The 17,995-nt window shown below is 41.0% G+C and carries 10 protein-coding genes and 1 pseudogene; 8 read left to right on the forward strand and 3 right to left on the reverse strand.

The genetic code is table 11. The annotated features are described in order from the left end of the window. Positions 1-68 precede the first annotated feature (68 nt). Together dnaK and grpE are read right to left on the reverse strand one after the other, a co-directional pair. Complete coding sequence (gene dnaK / locus NLP_RS28430; RefSeq protein ID WP_104909243.1) at positions 69-2,027, reverse strand: molecular chaperone DnaK; 1,959 nt, start codon at positions 2,025-2,027, stop codon at positions 69-71. Between the two features lie 228 nt (positions 2,028-2,255). Further along, entirely contained in the window at positions 2,256-3,002 is a 747-nt protein-coding gene (gene grpE / locus NLP_RS28435) for a nucleotide exchange factor GrpE (RefSeq protein WP_104909244.1), read from the reverse strand. A gap of 369 nt (positions 3,003-3,371) precedes the next feature. On the opposite strand from grpE, the gene NLP_RS28440 reads away from it, so the two are divergent. The 6 genes and pseudogenes from NLP_RS28440 to NLP_RS28465 all read left to right on the forward strand — a co-directional run bounded on the left by NLP_RS28440 (position 3,372) and on the right by NLP_RS28465 (position 12,551). Further along, positions 3,372-5,378, forward strand: coding sequence for a GspE/PulE family protein (locus NLP_RS28440; RefSeq protein WP_104909245.1), 2,007 nt, complete (start codon positions 3,372-3,374; stop codon positions 5,376-5,378). A gap of 104 nt (positions 5,379-5,482) precedes the next feature. Then, positions 5,483-6,613 (forward strand): annotated as a pseudogene (locus NLP_RS28445) (type IV pilus twitching motility protein PilT); the annotation flags it as partial. Positions 6,614-6,692: 79 nt separating this feature from the next. Continuing rightward, a complete protein-coding gene (locus NLP_RS28450) occupies positions 6,693-7,916 on the forward strand; it encodes a type II secretion system F family protein (RefSeq protein WP_104909247.1) in 1,224 nt (407 codons plus the stop codon). 145 nt (positions 7,917-8,061) lie between these two features. Continuing rightward, positions 8,062-8,622: a hypothetical protein gene (locus NLP_RS28455; RefSeq protein ID WP_104909248.1), complete on the forward strand. Its 561-nt coding sequence runs from the start codon at positions 8,062-8,064 to the stop codon at positions 8,620-8,622. A 372-nt stretch (positions 8,623-8,994) separates the two neighbouring features. After that, entirely contained in the window at positions 8,995-10,089 is a 1,095-nt protein-coding gene (locus NLP_RS28460; RefSeq protein WP_199784892.1) for a serine/threonine-protein kinase, read from the forward strand. A 437-nt stretch (positions 10,090-10,526) separates the two neighbouring features. After that, positions 10,527-12,551 carry a serine/threonine-protein kinase gene (locus NLP_RS28465; protein WP_104909250.1) on the forward strand — a complete coding sequence of 675 codons (2,025 nt, stop codon included), beginning with the start codon at positions 10,527-10,529 and terminating at the stop codon, positions 12,549-12,551. A 93-nt stretch (positions 12,552-12,644) separates the two neighbouring features. Here NLP_RS28465 and NLP_RS28470 read toward each other — a convergent pair whose 3' ends face one another. Continuing rightward, positions 12,645-13,880: a pre-peptidase C-terminal domain-containing protein gene (locus tag NLP_RS28470; protein WP_104909251.1), complete on the reverse strand. Its 1,236-nt coding sequence runs from the start codon at positions 13,878-13,880 to the stop codon at positions 12,645-12,647. A gap of 546 nt (positions 13,881-14,426) precedes the next feature. Between NLP_RS28470 and NLP_RS28475 the strand changes: the two genes are divergently transcribed. Together NLP_RS28475 and NLP_RS28480 are read left to right on the forward strand one after the other, a co-directional pair. After that, positions 14,427-16,487, forward strand: a complete 2,061-nt coding sequence (locus tag NLP_RS28475) for a serine/threonine-protein kinase (RefSeq protein ID WP_104909252.1) — start codon at positions 14,427-14,429, stop codon at positions 16,485-16,487. A 253-nt stretch (positions 16,488-16,740) separates the two neighbouring features. Further along, positions 16,741-17,994: an O-antigen ligase family protein gene (locus NLP_RS28480; RefSeq protein WP_104909253.1), complete on the forward strand. Its 1,254-nt coding sequence runs from the start codon at positions 16,741-16,743 to the stop codon at positions 17,992-17,994. Position 17,995: the final 1 nt, after the last annotated feature.

Here is a 17,995-nt window from a genome sequence, read left to right on the forward strand (position 1 = left end):
AATAACCAATGCCCAATGCTCAATGTCCAATGCTCCATGCCCAATGCCTCATGCCCAATGCCCAACCCCTAATCTATCGCCTCATAATCAGCCTGAGCAGTACTTTCTTCGTCAAAATCAAAGTTGAATTGTGGTATTAGCGTGCCATTCATTGGTGAGTCTACTTCTGGAGTAAAGTGACCAGATGAAGCCTCTTCAATCTCATCACTTTGGCTGTTAGCTCGATTGTAGACATCAGCACCAATTGCAAACAAGGTTTGTTGGAAGTCGTCTAAGCGCTGCTTAAATTCCACTGTGGAGATGCTGGAGTCAATCATTGCAGCTTGGAGTTGTGCAACTTTTTCACTAGCCAAGGTTTTCATCTGGTCGCCGATAAAGTTGCTATTATCCTTGATTGTGGATTCATAACTAAACAACAAATTATCTGCTTGGTTTTTGAGTTCAACCAGTTCTTTACGTCTTCTATCTTCTTCGGCAAACAGTTCGGCCTCTTGGCGCATCCGTTCGACTTCGTTGCTACTCAAACCACCTGTATTGGTAATCCTGATACTCTGTTCTCTACCTGTACCTTTATCTTGGGCAGAAACTTTCAGAATGCCGTTGACATCGATTTCAAAGGATACTTCAATTTGCGGCACACCCCGGGGCGATGGGGGAATTCCTGCTAATAGAAACTTGCCGAGACTCTTGTTATCTCGTGACATTGCCCGTTCACCTTGGAGGATGTGAATTTCCACCGAGATTTGTCCATCAACGGCTGTGGAAAAAACTTGTGACCGACTCGTAGGAATTGTGGTATTGCGTTCAATAATTTTGGTGAACACTTCACCCAAAGTTTCAATTCCCAAGGAAAGAGGGGTGACATCCAATAGTAAGAGATTATCGACTTCGCCACCCAACACACCTGCTTGAATAGCTGCTCCTAATGCTACGGCTTCGTCAGGGTTGATGGAGCGATCGGGAGCTTTGCCGTTGAAAAACTTAATCAGCGCGTTTTGGACTGCGGGAATACGCGTAGAACCACCTACCAAAATAATCCGATCTATGGATTCTGGTTTGAGATCCGCATCTTTGAGCGCTTGAATCATTGGTTCAATGGTCGCTTCAATTAATTTGGCGGCAAGTTCTTCAAATTTCGAGCGACTGAGTTCCATCTCCAGATGCTTTGGCCCGGTATCATCAGCTGTGATAAATGGCAAGTTGATGGAGGTATTCACCATACTGGAGAGTTCAATTTTTGCCTTTTCCGCTGCTTCCCGCAGCCGTTGCAATGCCATCTTGTCTTTGGAAAGGTCGATTTTCTCTTGTTCTTGGAAGCGTTCCATCATCCAAAGGACGATCGCATTATCAAAGTCGTCTCCACCTAAGTGGTTGTTACCACAAGTCGCCTTAACTTCAAAAACGCCATCCCCAAGTTGCAGGATCGATACGTCGAAGGTACCGCCTCCCAAGTCAAATACTAAAATTAGCTGCTCTTGGTCTTGCTTTTCCAATCCGAAAGCTAAAGCCGCAGATGTTGGTTCATTGATGATTCGCAGGACTTCTAGTCCAGCAATTGTGCCAGCATCTTTAGTTGCTTGTCTTTGGGCATCTGTGAAATATGCTGGTACGGTGATTACTGCTTGAGTGACTTCCTCACCCAAAAAGTTTTCCGCATCCTGCTTGAGCTTTTGCAGGATCATCGCAGATAATTCTTGGGGCGTATAGTTTTTTGAGCGAATTTGGACATCAACGGTTTCGTCTCGACCTTTGATGCAGTTGTAGGGGACGCGATCGCGTTCTACTTCAGTATCTTCCCAACGCCGCCCGATAAATCGTTTAATACTGTAAATTGTGTTTTCGGCATTAGTTACGGCTTGGCGTTTTGCCAATTGACCAACCAAGCGATCGCCACTCTTCCCAAATCCCACAATACTTGGAGTAGTTCGTCCCCCTTCAGAATTGGAGATCACAAGTGGTTGACCACCCTCCAAAACTGCGACGCAACTGTTAGTAGTGCCTAAGTCGATCCCAATAACTTTTCCCATATTTGCCAGTATTTTTACTGAATATTTCTTCTGTAATATGTCGCGGACTAACTTTTTTGCTAAGAACAAAGGCTAGCGGATAACGTCTGTGGAACCCCTGTTGCTGGTAGCAAGAAAGAAGTTGAAACACAACAGAGTTATCCAAAGCCTTGTCCAAGTTTTAGGTACGCGATGCTCGTCCTTGCTATAACCCAGGCACTTCAGGTCAGCGAGGCGAGCTACTACAGCTTAACTGCTGGCTGAACTCGACTGATCTTCTGGTGCAAAAGGTGTATCTTCCTTGGGAGCAGCTACTTTGACCATTGCATGGCGTAGCACGCGATCGCCCAAGTAATATCCGCGCACTAACTCTTCTAACACTGTTCCTTCAGGATGTTCATCCGTAGGTTCCCGCATTACTGCTTCGTGCAGGTTAGGATCGAATTCTTGACCTTCGGGACGCATTGGTGATACACCCAAGCGCTTCAGGCTATCTACTAATTGTTTGTAAACGCCTTGGTAACTTTTGTGCATGGTCATTTCGGCATCAGATTGCGGTTTGAGGTGCGATCGCGCCCGCTCAAAATTATCGACTATTGGTAGCAATTCCAAAATCGTATTCCGCTTCACTTGCAACTCAAGGTCTTCTTTTTCTTTGCTAGTGCGTTTCCGGTAATTCTCAAAATCAGCGGCAATCCGCATATATTGAGTACTACGCTCTTCCAGTTGCGTTTTGACGGACTCGATTTGTTGAGTCAGTTCTGCCAAAGCTGCCCTTTCTACTTCAGTTTTCTCAGTTGCTGCAACGCTATTTTCGGAATTTACAGCAGTATCCCCTGATATATTTGTTTGGGCTGCCACTTGCTCTGTCACCTCACTACCAGATTCATTGAAATTAATTTGGGCTGGGGAGTCACTCTTCATTGCTTGCTTTACCTCTGTTGGTTCACCCAATTGCTGGCTTGTATTGTTTATCTGTTTATTTTCATCGATCATTGTCTACTCATTCCAGATCCTATTTATGGCAGTGTATCTCTACAGCTTGCAACCGTCGTCATCCACGACTTGCAACTGAGGCTGATTTTATTGCCGACAAGTTCCTGGAAGTGATGTAACCGTCCTCTTATTGTGACAAATGGTGAACACGTTAGCCCAGACGCTACTAAGGCGGGAACCCGAACGAGTAATTTGCAATAGTAGCGCTGAATGCGACTCGCCCCTGATCTTATTTGAAAATATCTTTAATTTTGAATTTTGAATTCAAACCAAAACGACGTGAATCAGGACTTTTTTGGGAAATGAGAATTCTATCTCACACTAGGGGAATACTTTAAGCAGAGGTTTCCCCTACTCAATTGCTCATTTATGACTTACTCGTCAGCACAACGGCGCAGTACCGCTCTAACTACCAGAACAGAGTTTTCGCCCTTCGGCAACAAGCTAGTGCAATCTGGCTATGTCAATACCGAACAGATGAGGCAGGCACTAATTGAAAGCCGCAAATCTGGCAGACCCTTAACAGAAGTATTAGAGTCAATCACTGGTCAACAACTATCACCTGAGCTGCTCAGGCAATATAAAAAACAGCAACTATTTGAACTTAAAATACTATACGGAGTTGAATTCCTCGATCCAGAAGTCAATTCCGTTGGCAACACGATGATGGGGAACCTGATTGAAACCCTCATCCCAGTGGATATCTGCCGTCGCCATCGCTTAGTACCACTGTCGAAACACAAAGACCAAACCCCGCCCTCAGTTTTAGTGGCGATGGTTGCTCCAGATAATCTAGAGGCTTCCGATGACCTGAACCGCATCTTGCGCCCCCAAGGCTTGGCGTTGCAGCGCATGGTGATTACACAGGAAGACTACCAGCAGCTAATCAACCAATACCTGGATGAAATGGCTGTTCGGCAAAAACACCTAGAACGAGAAAACTCTACAGATATTAGTCAAGATTTAGAAAATCTTGGAAATCTCGATCTTGCGGATGCTCCTGAAGAAATGGAGGCTGATCTAGGGGCAGCGATGAAGGGCGCAGAGGATGCCCCAGTCATCAACCTAGTTAATAGAATCCTAGCTAAAGCTTTGCATGAGGGCGTTTCTGACATTCATATCGAACCGCAAGAAGAAAACTTACGCATTCGCTTTCGGAAAGATGGGGTACTGCGTGAAGCTTTCCCCCCAATGCCGAAAAAAATCATCCCGGCGGTGACAGCCCGATTTAAAATCATCTCCAATCTAGACATTGCTGAACGGCGTCTACCCCAAGATGGACGTATCCGGCGGCTGTTTGAGGGACGTAAGGTGGACTTCCGGGTAAATACCTTACCCAGTCGCTACGGGGAAAAGGTGGTGCTGCGGATTTTGGATAACTCCTCCACCCAGTTGGGATTGAATAAGTTAATTACCGATCCAGAGACTTTGGATATTGTCAAGGATATGGTCAGCCGTCCCTTTGGGCTAATTTTGGTAACTGGGCCAACTGGTTCTGGGAAAACAACTTCGCTGTATTCTGCACTCTCAGAAAAGAACGATCCCGGAATTAATATCAGTACTGTGGAAGACCCAATTGAGTATAGTCTTCCAGGCATTACTCAAGTACAGGTGATTCGGGAAAAAGGGCTAGATTTTGCTACAGCTCTGCGGGCTTTCTTACGGCAAGATCCAGATGTGCTGCTAGTGGGTGAAACGCGGGATAAGGAAACGGCAAAAACAGCAATTGAGGCTGCCTTGACCGGTCACTTAGTATTAACTACCTTACATACCAATGATGCCCCAGGAGCGATCGCTCGTTTGGGAGAAATGGGGATTGAGCCTTTCATGGTTTCTAGTTCCCTAATTGGTGTTTTAGCTCAACGTTTGGTGCGGCGTGTATGTTCTGAATGTCGTGTTCCCTACACTCCCACAACTGAGGAACTGGCTCGTTATGGTCTATCAGCTTCTTCAGATGTGGGAGTCACCTTCTACAAAGCTAACACCTTGACATTAGATGCGATCGCCGAAGCCAAAACTAAAAATCATCTTTGCCCAAAATGTAATGGTGTCGGCTACAAAGGGCGTTGTGGTGTTTATGAAGTCATGCGAGTCACCGAAAACCTGCAAACTCTGATCAACGAAGATGCACCCACGGAACGCATCAAGGAAGTGGCAATAGAAGAGGGGATGAAAACCCTACTGGCTTATAGTTTGGACTTAGTGCGTGAAGGTTCAACCACTTTAGAAGAAGTAGAACGAGTGACGTTTACTGATACTGGCTTGGAAGCAGAGTTAAAAGCCAAACGCAAGACAGGTCTTACCTGCCGGAGTTGCGATGCCACATTGAAACAAGAATGGTTGGATTGTCCTTACTGTATGACAGCTCGGTTTTAAGACTAGTCATTGGTCATTGGTCATTAGTTGATGCTTAGTAACTTTAAACAAATGACAAAGGACAAAGAACAAATGACAAATAAAAAACATTAAAAGGAAGCAGAACTATGGAAATGATGATTGAAGACTTGATGGAGCAGTTGATTGAAATGGGTGGCTCGGATTTGCATTTATCCGCAGGTTTGCCTCCCTACTTCCGTATCAGTGGCAAACTTACCCCTATAGGTGAGCATGTATTGACAGCCGATCAATGTCAAAGGCTGATTTTTAGTATGCTCAACAATACTCAGCGTAAAACCCTAGAGCAGACCTGGGAGTTGGATTGTTCTTATGGTGTCAAAGGTTTGGCTCGTTTCCGGGTCAATGTCTATAAAGAGCGTGGTGCTTATGCTGCTTGCTTACGAGCATTAAGTTCTAAAATTCCTAACTTTGAAAAATTAGGTCTGCCAGATATCGTGCGAGAAATGTGCGATAAGCCCAGAGGACTTATTCTGGTCACAGGCCCTACAGGTTCCGGGAAGACAACTACTCTAGCGGCAATGATTGACTTGATTAACCGCACCAAGGCAGAGCATATTTTAACGGTGGAAGACCCAATTGAATTTGTCTATGAACCAATTAAAAGCTTGGTTCACCAGCGGCAACTGGGAGAAGATACTAAGAGTTTTGCTAATGCTTTGAAAGCAGCCCTGCGGGAAGATCCAGATATTATTCTGGTAGGGGAAATGCGCGATTTGGAAACGATTTCTTTGGCGATTTCCGCTGCGGAAACAGGACACTTGGTATTTGGTACGCTACACACTAGTTCCGCCGCCCAAACTGTTGACCGGATTATTGACGTTTTCCCCCATGAAAGACAAACCCAAGTGCGGGTGCAATTGTCTAACTCATTAGTGGGGGTATTTAGCCAAACCTTGGTGTCCAAGAAAAACCCTAAACCCGGTGAATATGGTCGGGTGATGGCTCAAGAAATTCTGATTGTCACTCCTGCTATTTCCAACTTGATTCGAGAAGGCAAAACATCTCAAATTTACTCAGCGATTCAAACTGGCGGTAAATTGGGAATGCAAACTCTGGAAAAGGTTTTAGCCGATTTTTATAAAGCCGGAACGATTTCTTTTGAGGCGGCAATGTCTAAGACTTCTAAGCCAGATGAAATTCAACGTCTCATTGGTAGTTCTACACCGCAAGCTGCCGCAGGTGCTAAACCCGGTGTGGCTGCTAAAGCACATTAAAGAAACTGGGGATAGGGGAGATGAAGAATATTTCATCCCCTTGATTGAGTATTTTGAATTTTGAATTTTGAATTTATTTATGCCAAACTACGTTGCCCGTGTTCGCGACTCACAAGGAAAATCCCGAACAGAAAAAATTGTTGCTGAATCCTTGGTACAAGCTCGTACTAATCTTAGAGATCAAGGTTTTGTAGTTCAAGAACTCAAGCAATCTCAAGGATTTCAGCCAGATGTTGCCTTTAAAAACTTTCAAAATTCCTTAGTTAAGGTTTCTGTGAAAGACAAAGCCGTTTTTTCGCGTCAATTTGCTGTTTTGATGAATGCGGGAGTTGCGATCGTTAGAAGTCTGGGGGTGCTTTCCGACCAATGCAGTAATACTAAACTGAAACAGGCTCTTGTGGAAATTAGCACCGATGTTCAAAGCGGAATGAATCTTTCAGAGGCAATGCGGAAGCATCCTGACTGTTTTGATGGATTATACGTGAGTATGATTCAAGCTGGCGAAGTTGGTGGTGTTCTAGACGAAGTATTGAATCGTTTAGCTAAGTTGTTAGAAGATGTTGCGCGGTTACAAAACCAAATTAAATCAGCACTGTCTTATCCAACAGTTGTGGGTTTTATCGCAGTTGCTATTTTTCTGGGCATGACTATTTTTCTTATTCCAATTTTCGCCACGATTTTTACACAAATTGGAATCTCGTTACCACCTTTGACGCAATTCTTGATGGATGCTAGTAAGTTTTTGAGAAGTCCGGGTGCTTTCGTTCTTCTTGCTGCTCTTATCGGACTAAAATTTGCCTTTACACAATACGGTAAAACTCCTGTTGGCCGCATCACAATTGATCGTTTTTCCCTGAAGATGCCATTGTTTGGTGACTTAATTCAAAAATCTTCAGTTGCGCGCTTTAGCCGGACTTTTGGTTCTTTGACTCGTTCAGGTGTACCAATTTTAACTTGCTTAGAAATTGTCCGAGATACATCAGGAAACCAAGTGATTGCTAATGCCATAGACGCAGCCCGTATGGAGATTCAACAAGGAGGCATGATTAGCATTGCCTTACAAAAAGATGCCGTTTTTCCGGCTATGGCAATTCAGATGATTAGTATCGGAGAAGAAACTGGAGAATTAGATGCAATGTTAATGAAAGTTGCTGATTTCTATGAAGATGAAGTCGAGCAAGCAGTAAAAGCAATGACTAGTATTTTGGAACCGGTGATGATTGTAGTTCTAGGGGGAATGGTGGGAACTATTTTGCTAGCGATGTATCTGCCTATGTTTGCAGTATTTGAAAAGCTGGGATAAAGGATTAATAGTTAAGAATTAGAACTTATGAGTTAGGAATTAAAATTTTTATTCCTAACTTTTAACTCCTAAGTGATTAATTTTATTCTTAACTCCCGTACAGACGCAATTAATCGCGTCTCTACTCCTCACTATTTAATAAACTATGACTGTGCAAAAATCTCAGTACGAAGCGAGTTTGGCAGAGTACAGCAATCATCTAGCTGCGATCGCCTTACTAAAGCAATATCGGCCATACTTGGAGATGATTCCCAGTCTGCGCCGTCCAGATGAAAGTGTCATCACTATACCTTTGCCAATTGTCCGGCTTCGCAATACTGCTACAACAACCTCACAAACGATTTGCTTACCCTGTGATGTGGCAATTTTGATGTGCGATCCAGAGTGGAAAATCAAAACTGGAGCAGAAATTTTAGTCTTTATTCATCGCGCTCACGAAGACTTTTCTGATTTGTTAGGACGTTGGCGACAAACCCAAGTTTGCCTGGACAATGATTATGAGTGGTTGATGCCTCTCCGTCACAGTCATATTTTGAGTGAGGGAGCTAATACTATATATCCTCTGTTTGTCGTTTTTAGTGAGACTTTAGAACGCGTCAAAAGAGGTCTTGTGGGAGCCGAACTACCATTTATAATGCAAACACCAGATTTACTACTTGAGGAGAATTTCACAGATATTTTCTCTTCACAAACTCCACCAGCTTAGGTACTTATAGTTAAAAAACATCCCATCGTCAGGATGCAAGTCTTTGCATCCCTATAAATGTACTAAGCGTGAAACTACATATTTTTACCCCCCGGCTACGCCGTCCCCCTTTTGCTAAACCAGAGGGGTTTTATTATGTGTGTCTTCATACAAAATGGGTACAAGTACCCACGCAACAGACTTTTACTTCTACTAAACTACAAATTAGCTCGTCACACATCCGTGAAAAGGCTAGTTCTACAAAAATTTATTTTTACTTTTTGAAGAGTAATGAGGATTTGGCAAAGATTCAGTAATCTTACTGTTGTCAATAAAGAATTGTCATAGAATTAGAGACATTCATTTAAAAGTAGATATTTTATACTAATGAATCTGAATCGTTTTTCTCAAAAAACAACGAATTCTCAACAGAGCATTTTACAACAAACTCAGTTGATTCAGATGTGTGGTTCCAAACGGCTATTTCGCGATCGCTATGAAATACTGCAAATTTTGGGTAGAGGTGGTTTTGGTGTGACATTTTTAGCCAAAAATGCCGTATTACCTGGGAATCCACTGTGTGTCATCAAACAACTTTGTCCAAAAGTAACTACTCCCCAAAGTTGGCAAAAGGCATGTATGCGCTTTGAAAAAGAAGCAAGAACTTTGGGACAACTCGGTAGTCATTCGCAAATTCCCATGCTATTAGACTACTTTCAAGCGAATGGGGAGTTTTTTTTAATTCAAGAATATGTGCCGGGTTTGACTTTGGCGCGAGAAGTGCGGCAAACTGGGCCTAAAAGTGAAGCCTCGGTTAAGCAGTTCTTACAGGAATTATTACCTGTATTACAGTATCTTCATAAACATCATGTGATTCATCGGGATATTAAGCCCCAAAATTTATTGCGCTGTGAATATGATGGGCGTATAGTGCTGATTGATTTTGGTGCGGTGAAAGAGAAATTAGTTGATGCTTGTGAAAACTCAATCAATCAAGCTGTAAATACCAACTTTATCGGAACTAGGGGATTTGCACCACCAGAACAGTTTTCTCTACGTCCAGTTTATGCCAGTGATATTTATGCACTGGGTGTAACTTGTATTTATATGTTGACTGCTAAAAGTCCTTTAGAATTGGACTACGACCCAAAAACTGGTGAAATGTCTTGGCAAAAACAGGTAAATATCAGCAACAGTTTCGCCCAGATTTTAGGAAAAATGGTGAAAATCACTTTAGAGGAGCGGTTTAAGACTGCCGATGAAGTGATAAAAGCTTTAAGTAGTGAAAGTTATTCACCTACTTTGGCTAACTGTCTAACTACCCAAAAATTAAATAATAAAAGTATTACACAACATGAAATTACACAACACAAAATTACACAACATGAAATTACACAACACGAAAATTATGATGTATACATGCCACCTGTAGCTAGAACTGCTAGTGCCATTCGGAAATGGAGAGCAAGATTTAAGGAAACAAGATAACACATAAATTGCAGCCTTTTCTACCTAAAGTATCAAATGAATAATTAAGTATGGGCAATTTAAAATACCCAAAACAAATTTAGTAAGTATTTTAACTATATTTAATAGTCAGTAATCATTAATTAATCAGGATTTATCTTCAATACTTAGTCAGTTATCCCTTGCCAAGATACAAGCAAAATTACTAGGTTTAAAAGTTCAAAAAAATATTTTTATTCAGATTATTATATAATCGATAGAATAATTAATCTTATGGCTCTCGTAGTTTTCCACAGATGAGGAAGACTGACTACTATTTACAAAAGCTAACTATATAAGTAATTCCCCAATCCCCAGAACAGGGTTTATCTACCACAAGTAAGCGAGAGTCAATTATCTTAAGGGAAAGTTCGGGGCAAACTTAGCCTAAGTTGTCATGCAGTCGCGCCTGTCAGATCATGATCTGCTGCTTAAATCCCGATTGCTCAAATCCCCTGAATCCCAATGGAAAGAAGTTTTGCCAAAGTTGTAGCACCCCGCTGGTGTCACTTTTAAGAAATCGTTTCCGTGTCATCCGAGTCCTTTCAGATGAGGGGGGATTTGGCAGAACCTATCTATCAGAAGACGTAGATAAACTCAATGATCGCTGTGTTATCAAGCAATTAGCTCCAAAATTCCAAGGAACTTGGTCGCAAAAAAAGGCGATGGAGTTGTTTGCAGAAGAAGCGCAGCGACTACAAGACCTTGGGGAACATCCCCAAATTCCGACTTTGATAGCTTACTTTGAGCAAGACGGCTGCCTATATTTGGTGCAGCAGTTTATCAATGGGGAAAATTTGTTAAAGGAGTTGCAACAGCGCAAGGCTTATAACGCTAGAGACATTCAATCTATTTTGCTAGATTTACTGCCCATCCTAAAATTTATCCACGATCGCAAAATTATTCATCGGGACATCAAGCCAGAAAATATTATTCGCAATAAAAATGATGGACGATTAAGCCTGATTGATTTTGGCTCCTCAAAGCAATTTACTGCCAAAGTTCAACAGAAATCTGGCACATCTATTGGTTCACATGGTTATTCTCCCCTAGAACAAATTAGAGATGGGAAAGCTTTCCCTGCCAGCGACTTGTTCGGTGTGGGGGCTACCTGCTTTCATCTGCTAACGGGAAATTCCCCGTTTCAGTTATGGATGGAATCTGGTTACGCCTGGGTAAGTAATTGGCGGGAATATTTGCAAAGTCCGCTAAATCCTGAGTTGGATTTTGTCATCGACAAGCTTTTGAAAAAAGATATCCATGAACGTTACCAGTCAGCCGAAGAAGTCCTTAGAGACTTGACTCCAAAACAACTCCTTGCCCTGCCACCTGCGGGTAAGTCATCTGGGAAATTACCACCAACTAAAGCACCATCTTCACCAAAAAGTTATCCCTTACTGAGAATTTTAATCTTAGTCAGTGCTTTCATTCTGTTGTTTGGATTCAGCGAATCTTGGTATAAAAATTTTCGCCGTATTCAAACCAGTTTGGTTTCTAGGTTAATTCAACACAATAGTCCTAGTAAAAATGACGCGATTTTGAGTCAGATTAGCTTGGGTAAGGTTTCCTTAGCTAACACCCTCCAAGGACATGAAAACTCAGTTTTATCTGTCGCCATCAGCCCCGATGGCAAAACCATAGCCAGCAGTGGCGATCGCACAATCAAACTTTGGAATCTCGCAACTGGAAAACTAATCTCTTCACTCAACGGGCATTTTCAGCAGGTGAATGTTGTAGTAATTAGTCCAGATGGCAAACTTCTGGTTAGTGCCAGTGATGACAACACCATTAAAATCTGGAATCTGGCAACGCGAAAACAAATTCGCACTCTTATGGGGCATTCTGACTCAGTTCATGCCCTAGCTATCAGTGCTGATAGCGAGACTCTAGTTACTGGTAGTGATGACAACACCATTAAAATCTGGGATTTGGCAACAGGAGAGCAAATTCGGACACTAGCAGGGCATACATTCTGGGTGCGGTCAGTGGCTATCAGTCCCGATGGTGTGATTCTGGCCAGTGGCAGTTTTGACAAGACGATCAAAATCTGGAATCTAGCAAAGGGATACCCAATCCGCACACTAGAAGGAAATTCTCAAACAGTGACAACTGTGGCTATTAGCCCAAATGGTAAAACTTTAGCTAGTGCTGGCCGCGATCGCACCATCAAACTTTGGAATTTAGCTACGGGAAGAGAACTTCGCACCCTAACGGGACATGGCAACACTATCACATCCGTAGCCTTCAGCGCCGATGGTAAAATTGTTGCTAGTGGTAGCCGCGATCGCACTATCAAATTGTGGAATACAGCTACAGGAAAAGAAATTCTCACATTAGCGGGGCACACCAACACCGTCACATCTGTTAACTTCACTCCTGATGGCAAAACCCTTGTTAGCGGTAGTGAAGATAACACTATTAAGATTTGGCGGTTGTCTGAGTGAGTAGGGATTGGGGATTGGAGAGAAATAACCAATGACCAATGACAAATGACAAATGACAAATGACAAATTCACAATCCCCAATCAGCAATTAGCTTAGAAAATAGTCAATCTATATTTACCGCGTTCCTGTGGATTTTTGGAAGTAACAACTATATAGTATGTATCATCTTCAGGCAACCTAGCTCGGTCAATTAAAGCACTGTAGACACCACTTTTATCTTTGTCTTTATCGATAGCGATCGTCTGTCCTTTAGAATTTAGTAAAGCTACGTAAGGAGAAAACTCTTCATCAACGCTATCTACACGAATACTTATCAGCTGATTTTTTTTACCTTGAAAATTAGAAACATTGTAAGCGCCTCCATTTTGTTTCAGGGTTGAGCTTTTAGCAGTTAGTTGGCCTGATTCATCTAAAGTATAGCTAGCTCTGTCATTCCTGAGAGCCAAGCTATAGCGACCTGTATCTCTAGGAGCTTGACTAGTAACTGCAATCTTGTAAGTGCCATTCTTAGGCAGTCGCGCAAAAATAAATGCATCATCGCCACCACTGCTTTTATCCAAAGCGCCTTTTTTAACGATGATATTATTATCAGGATCGTGCAGAAACAACAAGGGTTTTAAACTCAAGTTATTGGATCTACGTGTATCATTACTACCAATCAGCCTAATTTGGATTAATTGATTTTCTCTACCCTCAAACTCATAGAATTGAAAATATCTACCTTCAGATTGAAAGTCACTCTTACTCAAAATACCTAATGCAACATCTACAAAGTTAATCTCTTTATAAGTTAGTGTTGCAGACGAAGAAAGCGAATTATCGAGAGTTTGGTTCCTAGTTATAGCGACATTAGAACTTGGCTTGCGAACTCTCCCGGAGCCACCATTAGAACGATTGGCGTTTGAGTTAGCAATTCTAGCTCTAGACGATCTAGATGCACCACCACTATTGGAACGATTAGAGTTTGAGTTATAAGTCCTACGTCTAGACGATCTAGAAGTAGAGCTATTATCTGAAACGCTGGAAGTTCGCTGAGAATTTTCTGTATGAGACGATACACGAGGAATCTGCTGTATTGGTGACTCAATAGAAGTCTTCCGTCTCGGAGATATTGATGCTTGAGAAGCAGGAATTTGCTCAATTCCTTTTTTTACTGCTTCTGGTTGCCTCTCATCTGGTGATTTAGCAATTATAAAGTCTTGATAACTTTGAAATTTCACCAAAGCACTTATAGGCAGCACATTACTTGTGATTAACAAACTACTAGTCACGCAACCAATTAAAACATGACTTAATTTGCGACGATAGTTTTTGTTTTCTAATAGCATAATTACGCTCCTAATTTTGCTGATAATTTTGTCTATTACTGAAAGACAAAATTAATACTAGTTGCTGTTTTAACCGCAGCAGTTATTTAAACGGAAAGGGAAATTTAGCGTATATACCTTAGCGGCTTGCTAAAGGCATCGCCTGTAATCAGATGAATCCCTATATACTACATATAAAAATGTTTGTCACAATCAAATCAGAAAAATTATATTTTCAATTTAGACTATTAGAGGAAATCTCAATTTCGTAGGTATATACTGAGCTACAAACTTAAATTGCTGCTTTTCGGATTTTTGCCCAGGTATTTTTGTAAATTTGACTAAATTGCTCACACAGATGTAATACACAAGCAGACCTGACGTCTATCAATTCGTCAAAAGGCATCGCTCAAACACAATTTTTTGCAAATTATCTAAATTGTTCAATACCTGATGAGGTAAGGAAATTGGGGATTTGTATAGTGTCTCAGTGATACTTACTAACAAGAGAGATTATACTGCATGACTTAAGATGAATATATACCCCAACTGAAATGGATTCCCAGTATGCTCTGTTGTGTGAATCCCGATTGCCAAAAACCCTTAAATCCTGATAAAAACAACTATTGCCACAATTGTAGAGCGGAATTGATACCCCTGCTAGGAGGTCGCTATCGTCCCACTCAGGTTTTATCAGATGAAGGCGGATTTGGTAGAACTTATCTGGCAAAAGATGTACACAAACTGAATGAATGCTGTGTTGTTAAACAATTTGCGCCAAAACTTCAGGGAACTGGGCCGCTAACCAAGGCCATTGAACTATTTAAACAAGAAGCGAGCCGACTGCAAGAACTGGCAGAACATCCGCAAATTCCAACTTTATTGGCTTATTTTGAGCAAAATAGCTATCTCTTTTTGGTGCAGCAGTTTATCGATGGGCAAAACTTGCTCAAAGAATCGGAAACGCGGGGAAACTATAACGAAACGGAGATTCGCCAACTTTTGCTAGATTTACTGCCGGTACTGAAGTTTATCCATGTGCGGGGAGTGATTCACCGGGATATCAAGCCACAGAATATTATTCGCCGTCAAAGTGACGGACGATTAATCCTAATTGATTTTGGAGCTTCTAAGCTGTTGACAGCAACAGTGCAGACTAGAATGGGCACTGTTATTGGCTCACACGGTTACACTGCACTTGAACAGATGCAAGATGGAAAAGCTTACCCAGCCAGTGATTTATTCAGTTTGGGAGCTACTTGTTTTCATCTTCTGACTGGAGTTCGCCCATCTCAGCTGTGGATATACCAGGGTTATGGTTGGGTTGCATCTTGGCGGCAACATTTAACCAGTCCAGGTAGGGAAGGGATTTCTATATCTGTAGAGTTGGGTGAAGTTTTGGATAAGCTGTTGCAACTAGACATCCAAAAGCGTTATCAATCGGCTGATGAAGTCATCACTGACTTGACACCTCAACTACCACCATTGTTATCAGTGCCCCCAACTATACTTACACCAACATTTGCAGCTACCCCAGCAAACAAGGGGCCAGTTTCACCAAAATCAAATAACAATCTGAAAAGTCAACTGTTGTTAGGTTCTAGCATTTTGGTGTTGGGATTAGGGGGAGTTTGGTATTTTCAGTCTCGTCCCCATACAGTCAGCGAAGTTCCTGAACCTATTTCTCAGCCTATTCAGCCCCAAAAAAACGTCTCAGAAAATTCTTATCTACCCAAACCCTTCAAGGGACATTTTAGTGACGTGAATTCCGTAGCTTTCAGTCCTGATGGTACAACCCTTGGCAGTGCCAGTGATGATAAGACAATCAAGCTATGGAATCTGACAGATGGACAGGAAATCCGCACCTTAGAAGGACATTCCAATTGGATTTGGACTATAGCTTTCAGTCCTGATAGCAAAATCCTCGCTAGTGGCAGTGCGGATAAGACAATCAAACTGTGGAATCTGGAAACAGGAAAGTTAATTCGCACCTTGCAGGGAAATAGCGACGGAGTTACTTCTGTAGCTTTCAGTCCTGATGGCAAAACCCTTGCGAGTGGCAGTGCTAGTAAGGATATGAAAATCAAACTGTGGAATCTGGAGACAGGAAAGTTAATCCGCACCTTAGAAGGACATACCAGTGGTGTTGCATCTGTCGTTTTCAGTCCTGATGGTAAAACCCTTGCCAGCGGTAGCTGGGATAAAACAATTAAATTGTGGAATCTGGGCACAGGAAAGTTAATCCGCACCTTAGAGGGAAATGCAGAGTCGATTCTTTCAGTCGCTTTTGCTCCCGATGGTGTCATCCTTGCCAGTGGCAGTAAAGACAAGACAATTAAATTGTGGAATCTAAAAACAGGAAAGTTAATCCACATCTTAAAAGGACATCATGATAAGGTTAATTCTGTCGCCTTTTTGCCAAGCGGAAGTTCAAATGGTATCACCCTTGTAAGTGGTAGTAGTGACAAGACAATCAAACTTTGGAACCCAGTGACAGGAAAGCAAATCCGCACTTTGGAGACAGGTTCTGGATATATTTATGCCGTTGCCATTAGCCCAGATGGACAAACCATTGCCGGTGGTGGAAGTGGTGAGAACATTCTCAAAATTTGGCAGATGATTAATTAAAAATATCTGATAGTGTACCTTCGGGATAGATTGCGACTTTTTGGAGTTCTACCTCCGAATATTTAGCCGTGTAAAAATCTCAAATTAATCCTAGCTTCAAAAGATGATATTGGCGAAGACTGTATTATGATAATATTCTTTACGTGCTCAGGATTATAGCTTGAAAACAAATATCAAAACCTATCCCTAAATCTCCGAAAGTGGGTTTATATAGGTTTTCTCTTGTCAAAAAAATATCTCTAAATAAAAGGTTATGATTAATATATTTTTCCTGCTTATACTATTTTCTTCACTTTTAGGGCGAATTAAATTTCCTGGAATAAACATTGGTATTCATTATTTATTACTTCCTGCATTTAGCTTGGGAATCATTAGTTTATCTTTAAAATCTATACCAGAAGTTGTTAAGAAGCATCAAATAATTTTGATATCTATAAGTCTAATGTATTTGTGGATGTGGCTGTCTTCATTAATGAGCGAGTTTCCAAATACTGCTATTACTTATAGTCTCAAATACTCAACTTATTATATATTGTTTTTTGCTTTTTTAATATTAACTTTTAAAAAGATAGCAACACCAACTTTAACATTTTATTATCGTTGCATATTGTACTTACTACAGATAATTGCAGGTTTGGGTTTTTTAGAGGTTTTCCTTCCCAACAACGGGATTTTTAAATTATTAAAGTTCCCTAGCTTTTATCCTGAGATTGGTTCAATTATGCAAAACCCTAATCAGTTTGGGGTTATAGTCGCGATTGGATTATGTTTAAGCCTGATTTTAGAAAAACAGAATAAAATTTCTAAAATTGAATTAAATATAAGCGAATTAATTTTTACAATTTCCTTAGCTTTGTCTGCCAGCGGAAATGGTTGGGTAATTTTTATAATTGGTATGTTTCTTTTACTGATATATAAAATTATTAGTTTTAGAAAAATGATTTATTTAACAAGCTTATTGTTTTTATGCATTGTAACAGTACCAGTTTCTACACGGAGAATTGGTTTGGCAGATAGTAAAATATTTCCATTAAGTAATGTATTTATAGAAAATTCAAATTTATTAAATCCACATGGAAAAAAGATTAGTACTCTTGTAGGAACAGGTTTTTCAAGGTTTGAAATGTGGCAGGCAGCTATTAATGAAACTATTAAAAGACCACTAACTGGTATAGGTATAGGAGTTTTTCCAGATCAGATAGGAGTGAAAGTTTGGGGAAAAAAAGGTTATCACGCACATAATATATTTTTAAATGTGTCAGCCGAACAAGGAATTCCGGGATTATTACTATTTACTAATTTTTTAGCGAAAATAGCATTTAAAGTTAAATATGCTAATCCTTTAATTACTGTTCCAATTATTATGTTTTTAGCGTCTCAAATTGCAGATGTTTTTACTGAAGACTATACTTTTACAACTATTGAGTTTTATTTTATAGCAGCAGCTATCAATTCTCGAAAAGATGTTGTCGATGTTGTCATGCAATTAAAACCTGAAATTATTTGAA

The organism is Nostoc sp. 'Lobaria pulmonaria (5183) cyanobiont', assembly GCF_002949795.1.
GTDB lineage: Bacteria > Cyanobacteriota > Cyanobacteriia > Cyanobacteriales > Nostocaceae > Nostoc.